This window comes from Salinirussus salinus, from assembly GCF_009831455.1.
GTDB classification, from domain to species: domain Archaea; phylum Halobacteriota; class Halobacteria; order Halobacteriales; family Haloarculaceae; genus Salinirussus; species Salinirussus salinus.
Genome location: NZ_WOWO01000004.1, coordinates 619951 through 636013 on the forward strand (window position 1 = coordinate 619951; position 16063 = coordinate 636013).

The 16063-nt window shown below is 67.3% G+C and carries 17 protein-coding genes; 11 read left to right on the forward strand and 6 right to left on the reverse strand.

Annotated elements, in window-relative coordinates; translation table 11 throughout:
- Positions 1-400: 400 nt before the first annotated feature.
- From GN153_RS17020 to GN153_RS17030, 3 genes are all read right to left on the reverse strand, one after another.
- Entirely contained in the window at positions 401-1147 is a 747-nt protein-coding gene (locus GN153_RS17020; RefSeq protein ID WP_201287941.1) for a cupredoxin domain-containing protein, read from the reverse strand.
- 158 nt (positions 1148-1305) lie between these two features.
- Positions 1306-2109, reverse strand: a complete 804-nt coding sequence (locus GN153_RS17025; RefSeq protein ID WP_159904894.1) for an undecaprenyl-diphosphate phosphatase — start codon at positions 2107-2109, stop codon at positions 1306-1308.
- 107 nt (positions 2110-2216) lie between these two features.
- Positions 2217-3917 (reverse strand): aldehyde ferredoxin oxidoreductase C-terminal domain-containing protein, encoded by a 1701-nt coding sequence (locus GN153_RS17030; protein ID WP_159904895.1) that lies wholly within the window; start codon positions 3915-3917, stop codon positions 2217-2219.
- A gap of 360 nt (positions 3918-4277) precedes the next feature.
- Between GN153_RS17030 and GN153_RS17035 the strand changes: the two genes are divergently transcribed.
- The 5 genes from GN153_RS17035 (at position 4278) to GN153_RS17055 (ending at position 9085) form a co-directional block, all read left to right on the forward strand.
- The gene (locus tag GN153_RS17035) at positions 4278-5555 is read left to right on the forward strand and encodes a tRNA pseudouridine(54/55) synthase Pus10 (protein WP_159904896.1); all 1278 of its coding nucleotides are present in this window, start codon (positions 4278-4280) and stop codon (positions 5553-5555) included.
- A gap of 105 nt (positions 5556-5660) precedes the next feature.
- On the forward strand, positions 5661-6290 hold the full coding sequence (rnhB, locus tag GN153_RS17040) for a ribonuclease HII (RefSeq protein ID WP_159904897.1): 630 nt from the start codon (positions 5661-5663) through the stop codon (positions 6288-6290).
- Positions 6291-6425: 135 nt separating this feature from the next.
- Positions 6426-6875, forward strand: a complete 450-nt coding sequence (locus tag GN153_RS17045) for a GtrA family protein (RefSeq protein ID WP_159904898.1) — start codon at positions 6426-6428, stop codon at positions 6873-6875.
- A gap of 100 nt (positions 6876-6975) precedes the next feature.
- Positions 6976-8151: an NAD-dependent epimerase/dehydratase family protein gene (locus GN153_RS17050; RefSeq protein ID WP_159904900.1), complete on the forward strand. Its 1176-nt coding sequence runs from the start codon at positions 6976-6978 to the stop codon at positions 8149-8151.
- 1 nt (position 8152) lies between these two features.
- A complete protein-coding gene (locus tag GN153_RS17055) occupies positions 8153-9085 on the forward strand; it encodes an NAD-dependent epimerase/dehydratase family protein (RefSeq protein ID WP_159904902.1) in 933 nt (310 codons plus the stop codon).
- Positions 9086-9099: 14 nt separating this feature from the next.
- Here the strand turns inward: GN153_RS17055 and GN153_RS17060 are convergent, their stop codons facing one another.
- Together GN153_RS17060 and GN153_RS17065 are read right to left on the reverse strand one after the other, a co-directional pair.
- On the reverse strand, positions 9100-9513 hold the full coding sequence (locus GN153_RS17060; protein ID WP_159904904.1) for a type II toxin-antitoxin system VapC family toxin: 414 nt from the start codon (positions 9511-9513) through the stop codon (positions 9100-9102).
- On the reverse strand, positions 9500-9727 hold the full coding sequence (locus GN153_RS17065) for an antitoxin VapB family protein (RefSeq protein ID WP_159904906.1): 228 nt from the start codon (positions 9725-9727) through the stop codon (positions 9500-9502). The genes GN153_RS17060 and GN153_RS17065 overlap by 14 nt, the downstream gene beginning before the upstream one ends.
- A 116-nt stretch (positions 9728-9843) precedes the next feature.
- Between GN153_RS17065 and GN153_RS17070 the strand changes: the two genes are divergently transcribed.
- The 6 genes from GN153_RS17070 (at position 9844) to GN153_RS17095 (ending at position 14445) form a co-directional block, all read left to right on the forward strand.
- Entirely contained in the window at positions 9844-10827 is a 984-nt protein-coding gene (locus GN153_RS17070) for an NAD-dependent epimerase/dehydratase family protein (protein WP_159904908.1), read from the forward strand.
- 206 nt (positions 10828-11033) lie between these two features.
- The gene (locus GN153_RS17075; protein ID WP_159904910.1) at positions 11034-11588 is read left to right on the forward strand and encodes a DUF7287 family protein; all 555 of its coding nucleotides are present in this window, start codon (positions 11034-11036) and stop codon (positions 11586-11588) included.
- Positions 11589-12227, forward strand: a complete 639-nt coding sequence (locus tag GN153_RS17080; RefSeq protein ID WP_159904911.1) for a DUF7288 family protein — start codon at positions 11589-11591, stop codon at positions 12225-12227. It abuts the gene before it with no gap.
- Positions 12215-13198, forward strand: a complete 984-nt coding sequence (locus GN153_RS17085) for a DUF7261 family protein (RefSeq protein ID WP_159904912.1) — start codon at positions 12215-12217, stop codon at positions 13196-13198. Before GN153_RS17080 ends, GN153_RS17085 begins: the two co-directional genes overlap by 13 nt.
- Positions 13191-13640 (forward strand): DUF7266 family protein, encoded by a 450-nt coding sequence (locus tag GN153_RS17090; RefSeq protein WP_159904913.1) that lies wholly within the window; start codon positions 13191-13193, stop codon positions 13638-13640. Before GN153_RS17085 ends, GN153_RS17090 begins: the two co-directional genes overlap by 8 nt.
- On the forward strand, positions 13630-14445 hold the full coding sequence (locus tag GN153_RS17095; protein WP_159904914.1) for a DUF7289 family protein: 816 nt from the start codon (positions 13630-13632) through the stop codon (positions 14443-14445). The genes GN153_RS17090 and GN153_RS17095 overlap by 11 nt, the downstream gene beginning before the upstream one ends.
- On the opposite strand, the gene GN153_RS17100 is transcribed toward GN153_RS17095, so the two are convergent.
- On the reverse strand, positions 14442-16034 hold the full coding sequence (locus tag GN153_RS17100) for a DUF7289 family protein (protein ID WP_159904915.1): 1593 nt from the start codon (positions 16032-16034) through the stop codon (positions 14442-14444). The two genes, GN153_RS17095 and GN153_RS17100, sit on opposite strands and share 4 nt — an antisense overlap.
- Positions 16035-16063 lie beyond the last annotated feature (29 nt).

Below are 16063 nucleotides of genomic sequence, written 5' to 3' on the forward strand. Positions count from 1 at the left end.
CGAGCGATGTGGGGTCCGGTGTCCGGTGTTCCAGTCGTCCCCAAAGGGCAGAGGCACGGGTGAGGGGGTGGCCGCCCGGAAGGCGGCAACAGTCGCTATGAGCGGGGTTGATATAAGCCACGAGGACCGTTCACGGCCGTAGCAGGGCCTTATGCGACCGTACTATCCCATTACGGCCCGCACATATCTCGACGGTCGATGCTTCTGGTGGGTAAGATCCTATTATAAAACGGCGGGAGACGGCAAGGCGCCCCCACAGCGCACCCTGGCGGTGCATACCACAGTTGTTGGGCGAGGGATAAGTCGGTTTCGGCTGTCCCGGTTCCGGGACGCCCGCATCGCGACGGCCGCCGGACGGTCGAGGATGAAACCCGGCGGCTGCCGGACGGCCGAGCGACCGTCAGCCCTGCTCGACGGGCCTGAGCAGGGGCCGCTTGCTCTCGGGTGCGAGGTCGTCCCAGGAGACGCTCCCCTGGTCGACGATGTTCTCGGGAGCCATGGCGGGGTCGCTGAGCACGAGCCCGGCGGTGAACTCCGGCGGGCGGGACGCCTCCGTGGGCGCGGGTGCCTCGCCGACGGGGTTCGCGGCCGGGCCGGTCGCCGACCCGACGACGATGCTGCCGACCATCCCGAACAGCTCGTGGGGCGCGCACATGATGTTGTGGACGCCCTCGGTCCGGAAGGTGTACATCCAGTACTCGCCGACGCCGAGGATCGGCGAGGAGTAGGGCGGGGCATCCTCGGGTACCCGCTGGGTGTAGCCGAAGGCCGGGTGGTAGGCGTTGACGTTGTGGTGTGGCGTCGCGAGGTTGAACCGGACGGTGTCACCGACGTCGACGGCCAGCCCGGCCGGCTCGAAGTAGAACTCCGGGATCGGGACGTTCTCGCGTTCCCGGATCAGGAGTTCGACCGTGTGGTCCGGCTCCACCGGCGGCGAGTCGTCGCCGGTGCCGATGTAGCCAAACCGCGGGTCGATCGGTCCATCCGCCTGCTGCTGTGGGGTCGCCGTCGGTTGCATGGTCTCGGTTTCCGTTTCGGTCTGTGTCTCTGTCGCGCTGTCCGTGGGGGTACTCGACGGGCTCGAACAGCCGGCCACGGTCGGCATCGCGGCCACCCCGAGCGCCGTGAGGAGCTGTCGGCGTCTCACGGCGTTCCCCCCTGCGCCGCTGTCGCTCGTCGAGCGTGCATTGCAACGGGCAGCTATGTACCCGAAGGGATCATAAACACCACAGTTGCATCAAATGTTGCATCTACTTGCTTGCGGGCTATTGTCACAGAAATAGTCAGAATTAGATAACCTACCACTCAGACGATCAGCAGGCCGCCGCCGACCACCGCGAGCGCGCCGAATCCGATGCAGACCCGCCAGAAGGCGACCCGCGCGACCAGCCGCGTCAGTGCGTCCACGGTGAGGTAGCCGACGACCGCACTGACCGCGAGCGCCAGCGCCGCGTTCGCGGGCGCGACCGCGAACCCGGTGTCGGCGACGGCGATGGCGCCTGCCCCCATCGCGGCGGGGATCGAGAGCACGAAGGACAGCTCCAGGGAGTCGGGGCCGTCGTGGCCACGCAACAGGAGCGCGCTCACGGTCGTCCCCGACCGAGAGACGCCTGGCAGGACCGCGAGCCCCTGCAGCGCCCCGACGAGCACCGCGTCGAGCGGCCCCGGCCGCTCGCGGAACTCCCGGGAGCGGGACTCGGCGGTGTACATCAGGACGCCAGTCCCCAACAGCAGGGCGCCGATGAGCGCGACGAAGGCACCTCCGGCGACGGCGTCTGTCACCTCCCGCAGGACTGCGTAGCCCGCACCCCCGGTCACTCCGGAGGCGAGCGTCGCCAGCACGTAGAAGGAGAGGTCGGCGGTCTCGGTCCACGCCGACCCGGGACGCCACCCGGGGAGCCGCCGGAGCAGGTCGAGGAGCGTCCCCCGGTAGTAGACCGTCGCCGCCAGCGCGGTGCCGGTGTGCAACACCAGCGCGAAGCGGGTCGCGGTGTCGGGGGCGGCGTCGAGCGCGGTGAGCGCGAGCGCGACAGCGCCCTCGCTGGAGACGGGAACCCACTCCAGCAACCCCTGCACGAGGCCGACGACCAGCGCGACCAGCCACTCCATGTGCAGGGCGGTGCTCCCCGGGTGCAAAAACGGGTCGGTTCGCTGGCGTCGGTTGGGCAGGGCGGACAGTTACCGGTAGCAGGCCGCCAGCGACCGGTCGGGCTCCGTCAGTCGCCGGCCGCCTGGCTCCCGCTGCTTGCGCTCACGTCGTCGGGCAGTGCAGCATCGGGAACGACGCCGTCCTCCCAGCCCCGCTGGTCGTAGTACTCGTCGAGTGCCTGCTCGAAGTCGGGCAGGTCGTAGGGCAGGCCCTGGTCCTCGGCGCGGTCGAAGCCGCGCTGGTTGTTGAAGTGTCGCTCCAGGGTGACGGTGCGCCGGCCCACGTCGAGCAGGTCCTCGAAGTCGGCCTCGAAGAGGTCGGCGTAGCGCTCCGGACTCATGTAATCCCGGGAGAACTTGCAGACGACGCCGGAGTCGTTCAGCGCCATCAGGTTCTCGCGGTGGGCCAGCCGCTCGGCCTTCCCGAGGGTGCCCTCCGGGTCCAGCGCCTGGTCGGCAGGCACCAGTGGGTACTCCACGGAGTAGAAGGTCGCGTACATGTGGTCGGCGCCGCGGTTCGAGACCGCATAGGAGAGCCCCTGGCCGTTGAGTACCCGGCCCTCGTGGGCCGCGAAGTCCATCCCCTTGACCGACCAGTTCTCGACGCCGAGTTCCTCGTGGGCGCGGTCGATCCCTTCCGCGAGCAGGTCGCCGACCCCCTCCCGGCGGGCGATCTTCTCCACGAGGTCGTGGACCAGCTCGTCGTTGCCGAACTCGTCTTCGCTGGCGAGGTAGGCCGCGACCGTGTTGCCGGCGGAGATGGAGTCCAGCCCGTAGTTGTCACACTGCTCGTTGGACTTCATCACCTCGACGATGTCGTCGACCCCGGAGTTGGAGCCGAAGGCCATCGCCACCTCGAACTCCGGCCCCTCGGTCTCGACGCCGGCCTCCTCGTCTCTGGTCGGCAGCTTGCAGGCGAAGGCACACGCCGAGCAGGTCCCCTTCTTGTACTTCTTGGACTCGACGGCCGCGCCGTTGATCCCCTCGACGCCCTCGAACTGCTGGTCGGCGAAGTAGCGGGTCGGGAGGCCGTTCATCTCGTTTGCCAGGTCCATCACCGACACCGTCCCCTGCCGTTTCATGATGTGGTCGTCGGTGGCGGCCTCCCGATGGATGTCCTGCTGGGTCGCCGAGACCTCGATCTCCGGGGCGGAGTCCCCTCCAAAGGTCAGCGCCTTTACCCCCTTCGCGCCCAGCGCCGCGCCCAGCCCGCCCCGGCCGAACGCGCGGTCCTCGGTGGTCATGATGGATGCAAAGCGCACCTCGTTCTCGCCGGCCGGCCCCACCACGGCGGTCTGGTCCGGACTGATGTCGTGTTCCTCTTCGAGGTAGGCGGTGGTTTCCGGTACCGTGGCGCCGGCGAGGTCGGGGACTTCCTCGAAGGTGACGCCGTCGTCGCGGACGTGCACCGCGAGGAGGTCGTCGCTCGCGCCCGCGACCTCGACCGCGCCGTAACCCGTGCCGGCGAAGTGCCGCGACATGAACCCCCCGGCGTTCGAGGAGAGCAGGCCGTCGGTCAGCGGCGAGACGCCGGTGCAGCTCATCCGGCCGGTGAAGCTCATGTTCGAGACCTGCAGCGGCCCCGTCGTGAAGTACAGCCGGTTGTCGGCCCCCAGCGGGTCGGCGTCGAAGGGGACCCGCTCGTGGGCCAGCCGGGTCCCCAGCCCCCGGCCGCCGATGTAGCGGCGCTGTTCGTCCTCGATGTCGGTCTCGGCTGTCGAGCGGTCCTCGACGTCGAGTGTGAGAAGCGGGCCCTGGCTGTGGAGCATACGCGACATTCACCGGCAGCGTCAATAAGCGTTGGTGGCTGTCGGGGGCTGGCTGTCTCGAGCGGTATTGCTCAGATGAGAAGAGGATGGAACCCACACCAGTCGAGGACACCTCAAAAGCCCACCTCCGACGGCTGGCCAACCGGCCGGTGCGGGTGGGACTGAAAGGGGCTGCCGTCTCGGCGAACCCGGACAAAGTAAGCACCGCAGGCCGAAGGCCGAGGAGCGCAGCGAGTCCCGGGAGCCGAGACGGCAGGGGCTTTCGAGATGGTCACAATCGAACTCGCTTAGCTGCCCACTCCTTCTCGAACCGGGCGCTGCCTTCGAAAGGGTGTTGTCCGGCCCGCACCCACCGACGGTATGGACGTACTGTCGGTCGCACGCGACGCGCTGGCGACAGGGCCGGTCTGTGACCCCTGCCTGGGCCGGCTGGTCGCCGACCGGAGTTTCGGGCTCACCAACCGCGAGCGGGGCCGGGGGCTCCGGGTCGCCGTCGCGCTCGCTGACGACGCCGACTTCGACCCCGACGAGGAGTGCTGGGTCTGCGAGGGCGAGTGCGAGCGCTACGACTGGTGGGCCGAGACCGCCGCCGCAGCGGTCCAGGGTTACGACTTCGACACCTACCAGGTGGGCGCTCGCGTCCCGCCGCTGGTCGAGGAGAACGACCGCCTCCTCCGGGAGGACGTCGGCCTGGACCCCGAAGCCGGCGAACTCCTCAAATCGGAGTTCAACCGCGAGGTCGGCAAGCGCTTCGGTGCCGAGACGGACACGGAAGTGGACTTCGAGCGTCCCCACGTCATGCTCACCTGCGACCTCGCGACCGACGAGGTCGAGGTCCAGGTCAACTCCGCCTTCGTCTACGGCCGCTACCGCAAACTCGAGCGGGACATCCCGCAGACCGAGTGGCCCTGCCGGGACTGTAACGGCACCGGCCGCCAGCGCGACGAAGTCTGTCCGGGCTGTGACGGGACGGGCTACCGCTACGACGAGAGCGTCGAACAGCTGACGGCGCCGGTCGTCCGGGAGGCCATGGACGGGGCCGACGCCACCTTCCACGGCGCGGGCCGCGAGGACGTCGACGCGCTGATGCTCGGTACCGGACGCCCCTTCGTCATCGAGGTCGACGAACCCCGACGCCGGGATGTGGACACCGAAAAACTCGAGGCCGATATTAATGACTTCGCCGACGGGAAGGTGGAGGTCGAGGGGCTCCGGCTCGCGACTCACCGGATGGTCGAGCGCGTCAAGGAACACCCCGCGAGCAAGACCTACCGGCTGGAGGTGACCTTCGACGTCCCCGTTGACCGCGCCAGCTTCGAGGGGGCGCTCCGGGACCTCGACGGCGCGACCATCAGCCAGGACACCCCCCAGCGCGTCGACCACCGGCGTGCCTCCAAGACCCGGACGCGGGAAGTCTACGCCATCGACGGCGACCTCGACGCGGGCGGGCACGGTGCGACCCTCGAGGTCCACGGCGAAGGAGGGCTGTACGTGAAGGAACTCGCCCACGGCGACGAGGGCCGGACCGAACCAAGCCTCGCCACCCTGCTGGGCATCGAGGTGACCGTGACCGCGCTGGACGTGCTCGCCGTCGAGGGCGAGGACGAACCCTTCGAGGACGAGGCGTTTTTCGTCTGAGCGGAGGGGGCGAGCCGGCCGGACAGCCGTGCCGTCTGACGGCCGGCAGCCGGCCGGCAGACGCCCGCTCGCAAGGCTTTTTTCGCCCGCGCCTGACCGCCAGTCATGCGCGTCGGCGTCGACGAGGCCGGGAAGGGGCCGGTACTGGGCTCGATGTTCGCGGCGGCGGTCCGGGCCGACCCTGCCGACCTTCCCGAGGGTGTCGGCGACTCGAAGGGGATCCCCGCCCAGCGCCGCGAACGGCTGGCCAGTGCGATCCGGGAGGCTGCCGACACGGTCGCCGTCGCCGAGGTCACCGTCGAGCGGATCGACGACCCCGACACGGACATGAACGAACTGACCGTCGCCGCCCACGCGGAGGCGCTCGCGGACGCGGCCGCGCCCGACGACGAGACGGTCGTCGACGCCGGCGACACCAACGCCGTCCGGTTCGAGCGCCGCGTGGAGAACCGGGCCCCGCCCGCCGTCCGTGCCGAGCACGGCGCCGACGAGGCCCACGCCATCGTGGGCGCGGCGAGCATCGTCGCCAAGTCCGCCCGCGAGGCCTACGTCGCCGACCTGACTGCGGCGTACGGCGACGTCGGCAGCGGCTACCCCAGCGACCCGACCACCCGCGCCTTCCTCCGGAGCTACGTCGACGAACACGGCTCCCTGCCGGCCTGCGCCCGGGAGAGCTGGCAGACCAGCCGGGACGTCCTGGCCGCCCGCGACCAGGCTTCCCTGGGCGAGTTCTGATCCGCTGGGTTCGCCCCCGACACTGCTGGCGACTCCGCCCCGTTCCCCCTCGCCGCGGACCCTGCAGCCGCCGGGTTTTTCAGCCTCGAGCCGCCGGATCCCGACACACGGACCGCTCCTTGTCCGGACCCACTCATGTCCACACAGCTACTTGCAAGACTCGAGACGACGCTCGCGGCGGCCCTGCGGACGCTCGGTGTCACGCGGCTGTGTCCGGCCGAGCGCGCGGTTCGGGTCGTCGAATTCGGCGCGGTCGGGCTCACGGGCGCGGTGCTCAACGTCGCGCTGTTCCTGTGGCTCGCGGGCCCGACGGCGCCGCTGGTGGCGGGAACCGTCGCCTTCCTCGCGACCATCGGCTGGACGTTCCTGCTGAACTGGCTGGTGACCTTCGGGCGCCCCGGGGACCTCCTCCGGCGCTTTGGCCGGTACCTCGGGGTCTACGCCGTCGGGTACGTCGTCTACATCGGGACGCTCATGACGGGGTTGCACCTGTTCGCGCTGCCGTTCTGGCTGTCGGACCTGAGCGCCGTCGCCGGCGGCGGCCTCCTGAACTACGTCGGCAGCGAGCAGTACGCGCTGCGTTGAGCTCCCTGCCGGTTCCGCTCGCTCGCTTCACGCCGGACTACTGCCGGGCCGATCCCCAAAGACACTTATCGGTGGCCGTTTACTCGCCGAGTGAGTAACTATGGCTATCATCGTCACTGGCGGCGACGGCTACATCGGGTGGCCGACCGCCCTGCGTATCGCCGGTCGAACCGACCAGCGCGTCCTCATCGTCGATAACGGCGCCCGCCGCGAGTGGGTCGCCGAGGTCGGCGCCACGAGCGCCACCCCCGTCGCGAACCTGGAGGAGCGGCTGGCCGCGGCCCGCGAGGTCCACGGGCTCTCGAACCTCTCGGCGGTCGAGGGGGACCTGGCCGACCGCGCGTTCGTCGACGAACTGCTCGAGGTCCACGACCCGACGGCGGTCGTCCACGCCGCCGCCCAGCCCTCCGCGCCTTACTCCCAGATCAACGGCGAGCGGGCCAACTACACCCAGCACAACAACATGCAGGCCACCCGAAACCTCGTCTTCGGCCTGCACGAGCACGACCTGACGGACACCCACTTCATCGAGACCACCACCACGGGCGTCTACGGCGCCCCCGAGTTCCCGATCCCCGAGGGCGGCGCGACGATGGAGCACCGGGGCGAGCGCGACGAGATCCCCTTCCCGGCGATGGGGGGGTCGTGGTACCACCAGTCGAAGAGCCACGACGCCGCCAACCTCCGGCTCGCCGCGGGGCAGTTCGACCTGCCCATCTCGGACGTCCGGACCGCCATCACCTACGGCACCGAGACCGAGGAGACCCGCGCGGACGACCGCCTGAAGACCCGCTTTGACTTCGACTACTACTTCGGGACGGTCGCCCACCGCTTCTGTGCCCAGGCCGTCGCCGGCTACCCCGTGACAGTGTACGGCAAGGGCGAGCAGCGCAAGCCCTTCATCGGCCTCGAAGACGCCGTCGAGGGGCTGGCGCGGCTCGCCCTCGCCGACCCGGCGGAGCGGCCCGAGGACCTGACGGTCTACAACCAGGTCACCCGCGCCATCAGCATCGTCGAGGTAGCCGAGACCATCGCCGAGGTCGGTGCCGACCACGGCCTGGACGTGGCGGTCGAGCACTTCGAGAACCCCCGCGACGAGGACGAGACCCACAAGATGGAGATCGAAAACGACCGCTATCTCGACGTGGTCGGCGGCCAGGCCCAGACCTTCGAGGAGGGCGTCGAGGACATCTTCGGGACGCTCACCCGGTACGCCGACACCATCGCGGCCCACGAGGACCGGTTCCTGCCGGGCGTGCTGGAGGACACGGAGTAGGATGGACGTCCTGGTCACCGGGGCCTGCGGGTACATCGGCAGCCGCCTGCTCGGGTGCCTGCAGGACGCCCCCGACGTCGACCGCGTCGTCGCGCTGGACGACCTCTCCTCGGGGTCGCCGCGGGCCTTCCTTGACTTGCTGAACGGCGACCTGGACTTCCACCGCGCGGACGTCCGGGAGTACGGCGACGTCGAGAGCGCGATGCGGGGGGTCGACCGGGTGGTCCACCTGGCGGCCATCACCGGCGCGGCGAGCACCCACGACCGCCGCGAGGAGACCTTCGCGACCAACCTCGAGGGCACCGAGAACGTGCTCCGGGCGGCGGGCAAACTGGATGTCGAGCACGTCGTCTTCGCCTCCTCGTGTAACGTCTACGGCCGGGCAGTCAGCACCGACCTGGACGAGACCGTCGACCCGGACCCGATCAACCCCTACGCCGAGTCGAAACTGCGCGCCGAGGAGGTGCTCGCGGAGTACTGCGAGGAGCACGGCATGTCCGGCACCGCCCTCCGGATGAGCACCAACTACGGCTACGCGCCGGGGGTGCGGTTCAACCTCGTGGTCAACTACTTCGTCTTCCGGGCGCTGACCGGCCGGCCGCTGACGGTCTACGGCGACGGCTCGAACTGGCGCCCCTTCATCCACGTGGCCGACGCCGCCCGCGCCTACGCCCACGCCCTCCGCAACCCCGACGACTGGCAACAGCGGGTCTACAACGTCGGTGCCAACGGGCAAAACTACCGCATCTCGGAGGTGGCCGACGTCGTCCGCGAGGCCGTCGGGGATGTCGACATCACCTACCTGGAGGACGAACACCCGGGCCCCTCGTACCACGTCGACTTCGACCGGCTCGGGGAGACCGGCTTCGCCCCCGAGTGGACGCTGGAGGCGGGCGTCCGGGACCTGGCCGAGCGGTTCAGGAAAGGCGACTGACTGCTACTCGTCGGTCAGTACGCCGTCCAGTCGACAACGTTCACATCTCCGATCCGCTCGAAGTGGTCCGTATTCGCGGTCAGTACGGCCAACTGCCGGGTTCGTGCCGTCGCCGCAATGTAGATATCGTGGAGGTTGTCGAGCGGCAGACCCCGTTCCTGAAGGTCAGCAATGATGTCTGCCGCCGTCGTCGCGACCGCTCTGTCCACGTCGACGAGTTCGAACCGCGAGAGAAGTCGCTCGAGGTCCTCGGTCGCCTCCCGATATCTCTCACTGCCGTGGTCGTACTGCCTGTTCACTCCGAGACGGAGCTCTGTGAGTGTGACCGTACTGATAGCGTGTCTCCCCTCGTCGTCGAGCGTTTCGACCCGTCGACCGGCCTCCCCCCGGTCGATGTCGACGACGACCGAGGTGTCAACGAGTTTCATCCTCGACTCGCTCTACCGTTCCCTCGCTCAGTTCCCCGATATCGTCTTTCATCCGCTCGTACGTGTCAGCGTCGAAGATACCCTGACCGGCCACGTCGGCGAGTGTTCCACCGCTCTCGATCCGGTCTTCGATGACCTCGCTGAAACTGCGGTCACCTTTTTCCTGTTTCAGCTTCCGGTACACCTCGTCGGAGATGGAGATGTTCTTGCTCATAGTTGCGTATGGGTGTTTGTACCCAATATCCGTTTCGCTGTCACAGTTCACGGAAACCGTTCCGCGTCGGTCGGCAAATCGCGGGGTGTTAGTATGCCCGTGCCGACCGGGAGCATATGACCGAGTCCACGGAATCACCGGTCCGCGTCGCCGTCACCGGCGCGGCGGGCTACATCGGCAGCCGCGTGGTCGCCCAGTTGCAGGAGACCCATCCGGAGTGGGAGGTGACCGCGCTGGACAACTTCTACCGGGGGACCGTCCGCCGGGTCGGCGACGTCGACGTCGAGTACGTCGACATCCGCCAGCGCGGGGACCTGACCGACGCCCTCGCGGGCGCCGACATCGTGATGCATCTCGCGGCAGTGAGCGGCGTCGACGACTGCGAGGACAACCCCGGGCGCGCCCACGAGGTCAACGTCCAGGCGACCAACGACGTCGCCTATCACTGCCGGCAGACCGGGGCGGCCATGGTCTTTCCCTTCAGCATGGCCGTCCTCGGCGACCCCCACGAGTTCCCGATCACCGTCGACCATCCGCGGGACCCGATGAACTGGTACGGCCGGACCAAGCTGCTCAGCGAGCGCGCCATCGAGGACTTCGCGGCTGGCGCCTTCCCCGCGCACCTGCTGATGATCTCCAACCTCTACGGCGACCACGAGGTCGGCAGCCAGCGCGTCTCGAAGGGGACGGTGATCAACTTCTTCGTCGAGCGCGCGCTCGCGGGCGAGACGCTGACGGTCTACGAGCCGGGCACCCAGTCGCGTAACTTCATCCACGTCGAGGACGTTGCGCGGTCGTACGTTCACGCCGGCGAGCGCCTGCTCGACCAGCTCGAGGCCGGCGAGACCGGCGTCGAGAAGTACGAGGTCGCCAGCGACGAGGACCCGAGCGTCGAGTCCATCGCCGAACTGGTCCGCGACGTGGCGGTCGAACACGGCTACGACCCGTCGGTCGAACTGGTCGAGAACCCCCGCGGCGGCGGGGAGACGCTGGTCAGCGACTTCCCCGTCGACACGACCCGCGCTCGCGAGCGACTCGGCTGGGCGCCCGAGCGGGGCGTCGAGGAGACCGTCCGCGAGCTGTTCGAGCGCCGCGCCTGACCGCCGCCGGCGCGGCCGGACCGGTTTGGAACGGCTTACCGGCTCGCGTGGCGGACCGCGCGCTTCGCCGCAGACGCCAGTATTCGCGCTGATAACCCCGCCGTAACCGATAAGTACGTCTTTCCCGACTCTCCACCGAACGGACTGTCCGCCGTGTCCTGCCCACACGCGAGGTATCACCGGTGTCCGCACCCGCCGAGCCAGCTATGAGAGGACAGACCACCCTCGACTTCGCCGTCGGTGCCGTCATCTTCGTCGGCGTCGTCGGGTTCGTCTTCCTCTTTGTCTCCAGTGCGGTCACCCCCTTCACGGGGAACCCGCAGGACGACACCGTCACGACGAACCGGGTGGCCGACGAACTCTCGGCTGACCTGCTGGGTTCGCCGGCCGACCCCTACGTGCTGGACACCTTCTGCACGCGGGCCTTCTTCGACTCGCTGAACGGCGGCTCCGTCCCCGCCGACTGCGCTTACGAGAACGACTCGCTGAACGACCGGGTCGGCGTCCCGGACAGGAAGAGTCTCAACGTCACCGTCGTTGGCAACGTCACCGGCCCGCCCACCGACACGGACACGCCGGGGACGCTGTGCTGGGACGAGGACGACCGCCGGCTGGTCGCGCTGTCGGACTGTGACACCGGGACCGGCGACGTCGCCCTCGCCGCCGGCCCCGACCCGACGGGCGAGGACTCGACCATCACCGCCCGGCGGGCGGTCTCGCTGGCCGGCCGGGACGCCATCCTGGTCGTAGAGGTGTGGTAGATGCGCCGACTCCCGCCCCGTGAATCCGCCGGTGGCGGCGACCGCGGGCAGGCCCACACCCTGGAGGCGGTCATCGGCGCACTCCTGCTGTTGACGAGCGTGCTCTTCGCGCTGCAGTCGACGGCCGTGACGCCCCTCTCGGCGAGCACCTCCAGCCAGCACATCGAGAACCAGCAACAGGAGCGCGCACAGGGACTGCTCGCGGCGGCCGCCGAGAACGGGACACTCAAGCCGGCGGTGCTGTACTGGAACCCGGATGTGGGTGAGAACGGAAGATTCCACGGTACGGACGGCGACAACCGCTATTACGAGGGGACGCGCCCGAATGTCACCTTCGCGCAGATGCTGAACCGGACGTTCACCTCCCAGGGCATCGCCTACAACGTCAACTTCGAGTACAGAACGCAAAGCGGGACCGACACACAGCGGTTCATCTACAACGGAGTCCCCTCCGACAATGCGGTCTCGGCATCGTGGACGACGGTGCTTGACGACAGCGACCACCTCTACACTGCTCAGGGCAAGCCGGACAGCAACGCCCGGATCGGTGACGACAACACCGACTTCTACATCCCCGACACCTACGATTCGGATCTGTATAACGTCGTTCGCGTGGAGGTGGTCGTGTGGCGGGTCTGAGCCCTCCCGGCAGTCCCGGGACCGGCAGCGAGACCAGCCCTGACAGGGACCGCGCCCAGATCATCCTGGTGACTGCCTTCGCGCTCGCGGTCGCGTTCGTCGCCCTCTCGGTGGTCATCAACGGGGCCATCTTCACCCAGAATCTCGCCACCCGCGGCGACACCGCCGGGGGTGGCGACGCCTTGCAGCAGCGCCAGCAGGCCGAGCAGATGGTCGGGGACCTGCTGGAACACGCGAATGCGAACTACAGCGACGACAGGAGTAAGATAGAAACTGAATTCAGCGCCGCGGTGCGGGACCTCAGCAACGCGTCCGCCTACCAGCAGTCGGTGGCCGGTCGTGCTGTCGACTATGCGTACGTGGGGGAGACCGACGGGAAGCGGGTGTTTCAAGATACTGCTGGAGACTTCACGAACACCAGCGGTACGGGTAATTGGACTGTTGCCGAGAGCGTGGATAACGCACGACAGTTCGACATCTATGTCAGCGATACCGACGAGCTAGACGACCCCGACGACGATCCGTTCACGGTTAACCTCACGGACACGTCGTCGGACGACACGTGGCGACTCGCACTCGCTGAGGAGAGCAGTACGCTCAACCTCACAGTCACGTACACCGACGGCCCCGACAGCTTCTCAACGACCTGTACGGCACCCGAACCATCCTCTGAAGACCTCAAAATCAATGTTACTGCCGGGCTCTTCGCGGGGGAACCCTGCGATGCGCTCGTGTTCGCGCGGAACGTCAGCGGTGGAACCGACGGATTCGAAACGTACGACATTCAGTTTGACAATAGCGGCGACATCAGGGGAACCTACTCCCTCACCGTCGACACAACCTCGGACATCGGGGATGCCCCCACTCAAGAAAACGTCCTCTACTCGGCGACCGTCGAGTACACCTACCGGACGGCAAATCTCGTCTACGAGACCGATATCCGGGTCGCGCCGGGTGAGCCCGATGATTGAGGACGAGCGGGCGGCCTCGATCACCCTGAACTACGTGCTGGCGATCGCCATCTCGGCGGTGCTCGTGACGGGGCTGTTGATCGCCGGCGGGAACTTCGTCGAGGGCGAACAGGAGAGCGTCGTCCGGAACGAACTCTCCGTGGTCGGCCAGCGACTCGCGGCCGACGTCGAGCGCGTCGACCGGATGGCCGCCGCCGGCGACGGCGTAACGACTGCCCGGATCAACCGTTCTATCCCTACTGCCGCGGTCGGTGAGCGCTACCAGGTCGAACTCGAGGCCGCACAGGAACCGACGCTGGTGTTGACCGCCGACGGGGCGGACGTCTCGGTCTCGATCCCGATATCGAACCGAACAGACCTCGCCGACTCGACGGTCGGGAGCGGCTCGGTGGCGGTGGTCTACGATTCCGATACGGAGGAAATTAGACTCGATGACTCGTAACCGTTCGCTCGCCGCCGACGACCGCAGCGTCAGCGAGGTGGTCGGCTACGTGCTGGTCATCAGCCTCGTGATCACGACGGTCGGGGTCGTCTCGGTCAGCGGGGTATCGGTGCTTCAGGACGCCCGCGAGGCCGAGCAGATCGAGAACGCAAAGCGCGCGTTCGACCTGCTCGCGGACAACATGGGAGACATTTACCGCGAGGGCGCGCCCAGCCGGAGCACGGAGATCCAGCTCGGCAGCGCACAGCTGGTCGCACAGGAAACGACACGGTTCAACGTGAGTTGGTATAACGGGAGTGACCGGGAAAGGGCCTCGCCGCTGTATACCAACTCCGTCATCTACCGTGGTGGGGGCGACCGGCGACTCGTCTACGACAGCGGTGCGGTCTTCTCGTTGTCGGGTCCTAACGGCTCAGGTGCGGTGTTGCGCGAACCACCGTTTGTCACCACCACGGACCGGGTTCTGCTTACGTTTCCGCAGGTGAGGTCACAGGGGACCACTGCCGTGTCGGGTTCGACCGCGCTTGTCCGTGCGACGACTCAACCTCAGAACCGTCGCCTGCTCGAACGGAACACCACGTACGATGACATCTGGGTCAACGTGACTTCGACACACTGGCGTGCGTGGCAGACCGCTTTGAGTAGTCGGCAACAGGTTGCCTGCCCTATCACGGACCCGGGAAACAGTACCGTCCACTGTCAGTTGCTCCCTGCAGGAGACCCGGACGACCCGAGCATCCCCGGAGGAAGTCCAGACGTCTTCTCGCTGGCGAAGACCAAGATATCCGTCTCGCTGACGCGCTAACCGTCACTGACCGTTATTTTCGTTTCGGAGACGTGTAGGTACGTGATCGCCGCCGGCTCCTCGAACTTCACGCGGAAATCGACATTTCCGTCGTACTTGATTTTCGCATTACCCTGGAGGTCTGCTTTTTCGACAACCACAGGACCGACGACATTCCCGTCACACTTGCTGTTGCCGCTATCATCGTCGTCATCTTCGCTACCATCTTCCTCGCCCGGCGGACCGCCGTTCTCCGGTGGACCGACCCCCTCCGGTGGGCCGCCTCCGCTTGCTCCGCAGGCGCCACCGCCGTTGATCTCGAATTTACTGTTCGGCGCGTAGATCGCCCCAGTATACTGCGGTGTCCCCGACGCAGCAGCAATGTCGGCATCAGAGTGCAGAAGGGTGAGTAGGTCGCTTGGGCTGCCGTTGGTGTTGACTCCTGCATTCCCGTTGATGTTCAAGTCGCCCTTGGCGTAGATAGTTACGTCCCCGCTCGCATTGATTTCGTGGTCTTCGGTGCCTGGTCCACCACTTCCGTCGAACGTAACGCTTCCGTTGACGACGATGTCGATGTCGCCGTCGTAGGTGTCGAAGACTGTACTACTCCCGAACGAGATGTCGCCGTCGACGTACTTGACCCCGTTGTCGATGGTGCTCGCGTTTCCGTCAACGAGCTTCGTGCAGTTGCTGAACGTTCCGCACGCGCCGTCATCGTAAGTATCGATCCGCGTCTCGATGCGACCGCTTGCCGAGGGGTTACTGACGCCCGTCTCGGTCGGTCCATCGATCTGCGAATTGCCGCTCATGTTTATACCGTTGTTGTCGGTCGTTGCGACCGCGTTATCGAAACTCTCCTCGATCGGGACCGTCAGCGTGATCGCTGCCGTCTGGTTCGCGTCGTCGTAGCTGACGTTGCCGTCCGTCCGCCGTTCGAAGTACGTGCCCCAGCCACGGTAGTACTCACTTTTGACCGTCACGACGACTTCCCGCTCCGCCGGAACGGGATTGACGAACGTCTCGTTCGGATATTCCTGCGAGATCCCTCCCTGTCGGACGTTCACCTTTCCGCTCACCTGGTCGTCGCCGGTCACGTTGACTACCGGTAGCGTGAGCGTCTGGCCCCGGTAGTGGAACTCCGGCGGCGATACCATGACCGCTTCGCCCTCGCCCTTCTTCCAGACGCCGCCGCCCTGGTATGCGATCCGGACCCCATCAGTCTCGTAGACCATTGCGCCCAGCGAACTGCTGTTTAGTATCTTCGTCGGCTCGCCCGTCGCGTTCGCGCTCGTATTCCTGATCGAGATCCGCATCCAGCCGGCGTCCTCGTCGAGGGTGTACTCGCCGGCGTTGCCCGAGGCGAGCTGTGTCTGGCGGGCGTTGGTCTCGCCCAGCGCGACCAGCGCACTCTGGGAGTCGAACTGGGTCATCACCTTCTCCGCCCGCGAGACCGAGAGCTCGTCCTCGGTGTCCAGCAGCGCGAGCCCGCCGACGGTCGCGATGACGGTCATGCTCGCGATGACCAGCGCGAGGATGAGCACCACGCCGATGACCGACGACTGCCCGCGCCCCCCCTCGCGTGCGCCGGATCCGGCTGGTAAACTCCGCATTCGGTGTGACTACTTGGTATCAGAACATA

Excerpts from the sequence above, each read along its gene's own strand:
- GN153_RS17025 (WP_159904894.1), bottom strand. The coding sequence starts at position 2,109 with ATGGAGTGGCTGGTCGCGCTGGTCGTCGGCCTCGTGCAGGGGTTGCTG.
- GN153_RS17030 (WP_159904895.1), bottom strand. The coding sequence starts at position 3,917 with ATGCTCCACAGCCAGGGCCCGCTTCTCACACTCGACGTCGAGGACCGC.
- GN153_RS17035 (WP_159904896.1), top strand. The coding sequence starts at position 4,278 with ATGGACGTACTGTCGGTCGCACGCGACGCGCTGGCGACAGGGCCGGTC.
- rnhB (WP_159904897.1), top strand. The coding sequence starts at position 5,661 with ATGCGCGTCGGCGTCGACGAGGCCGGGAAGGGGCCGGTACTGGGCTCG.
- GN153_RS17045 (WP_159904898.1), top strand. The coding sequence starts at position 6,426 with ATGTCCACACAGCTACTTGCAAGACTCGAGACGACGCTCGCGGCGGCC.
- GN153_RS17050 (WP_159904900.1), top strand. The coding sequence starts at position 6,976 with ATGGCTATCATCGTCACTGGCGGCGACGGCTACATCGGGTGGCCGACC.
- GN153_RS17055 (WP_159904902.1), top strand. The coding sequence starts at position 8,153 with ATGGACGTCCTGGTCACCGGGGCCTGCGGGTACATCGGCAGCCGCCTG.
- GN153_RS17060 (WP_159904904.1), bottom strand. The coding sequence starts at position 9,513 with ATGAAACTCGTTGACACCTCGGTCGTCGTCGACATCGACCGGGGGGAG.
- GN153_RS17065 (WP_159904906.1), bottom strand. The coding sequence starts at position 9,727 with ATGAGCAAGAACATCTCCATCTCCGACGAGGTGTACCGGAAGCTGAAA.
- GN153_RS17070 (WP_159904908.1), top strand. The coding sequence starts at position 9,844 with ATGACCGAGTCCACGGAATCACCGGTCCGCGTCGCCGTCACCGGCGCG.
- GN153_RS17075 (WP_159904910.1), top strand. The coding sequence starts at position 11,034 with ATGAGAGGACAGACCACCCTCGACTTCGCCGTCGGTGCCGTCATCTTC.
- GN153_RS17080 (WP_159904911.1), top strand. The coding sequence starts at position 11,589 with ATGCGCCGACTCCCGCCCCGTGAATCCGCCGGTGGCGGCGACCGCGGG.
- GN153_RS17090 (WP_159904913.1), top strand. The coding sequence starts at position 13,191 with ATGATTGAGGACGAGCGGGCGGCCTCGATCACCCTGAACTACGTGCTG.
- GN153_RS17095 (WP_159904914.1), top strand. The coding sequence starts at position 13,630 with ATGACTCGTAACCGTTCGCTCGCCGCCGACGACCGCAGCGTCAGCGAG.
- GN153_RS17100 (WP_159904915.1), bottom strand. The coding sequence starts at position 16,034 with ATGCGGAGTTTACCAGCCGGATCCGGCGCACGCGAGGGGGGGCGCGGG.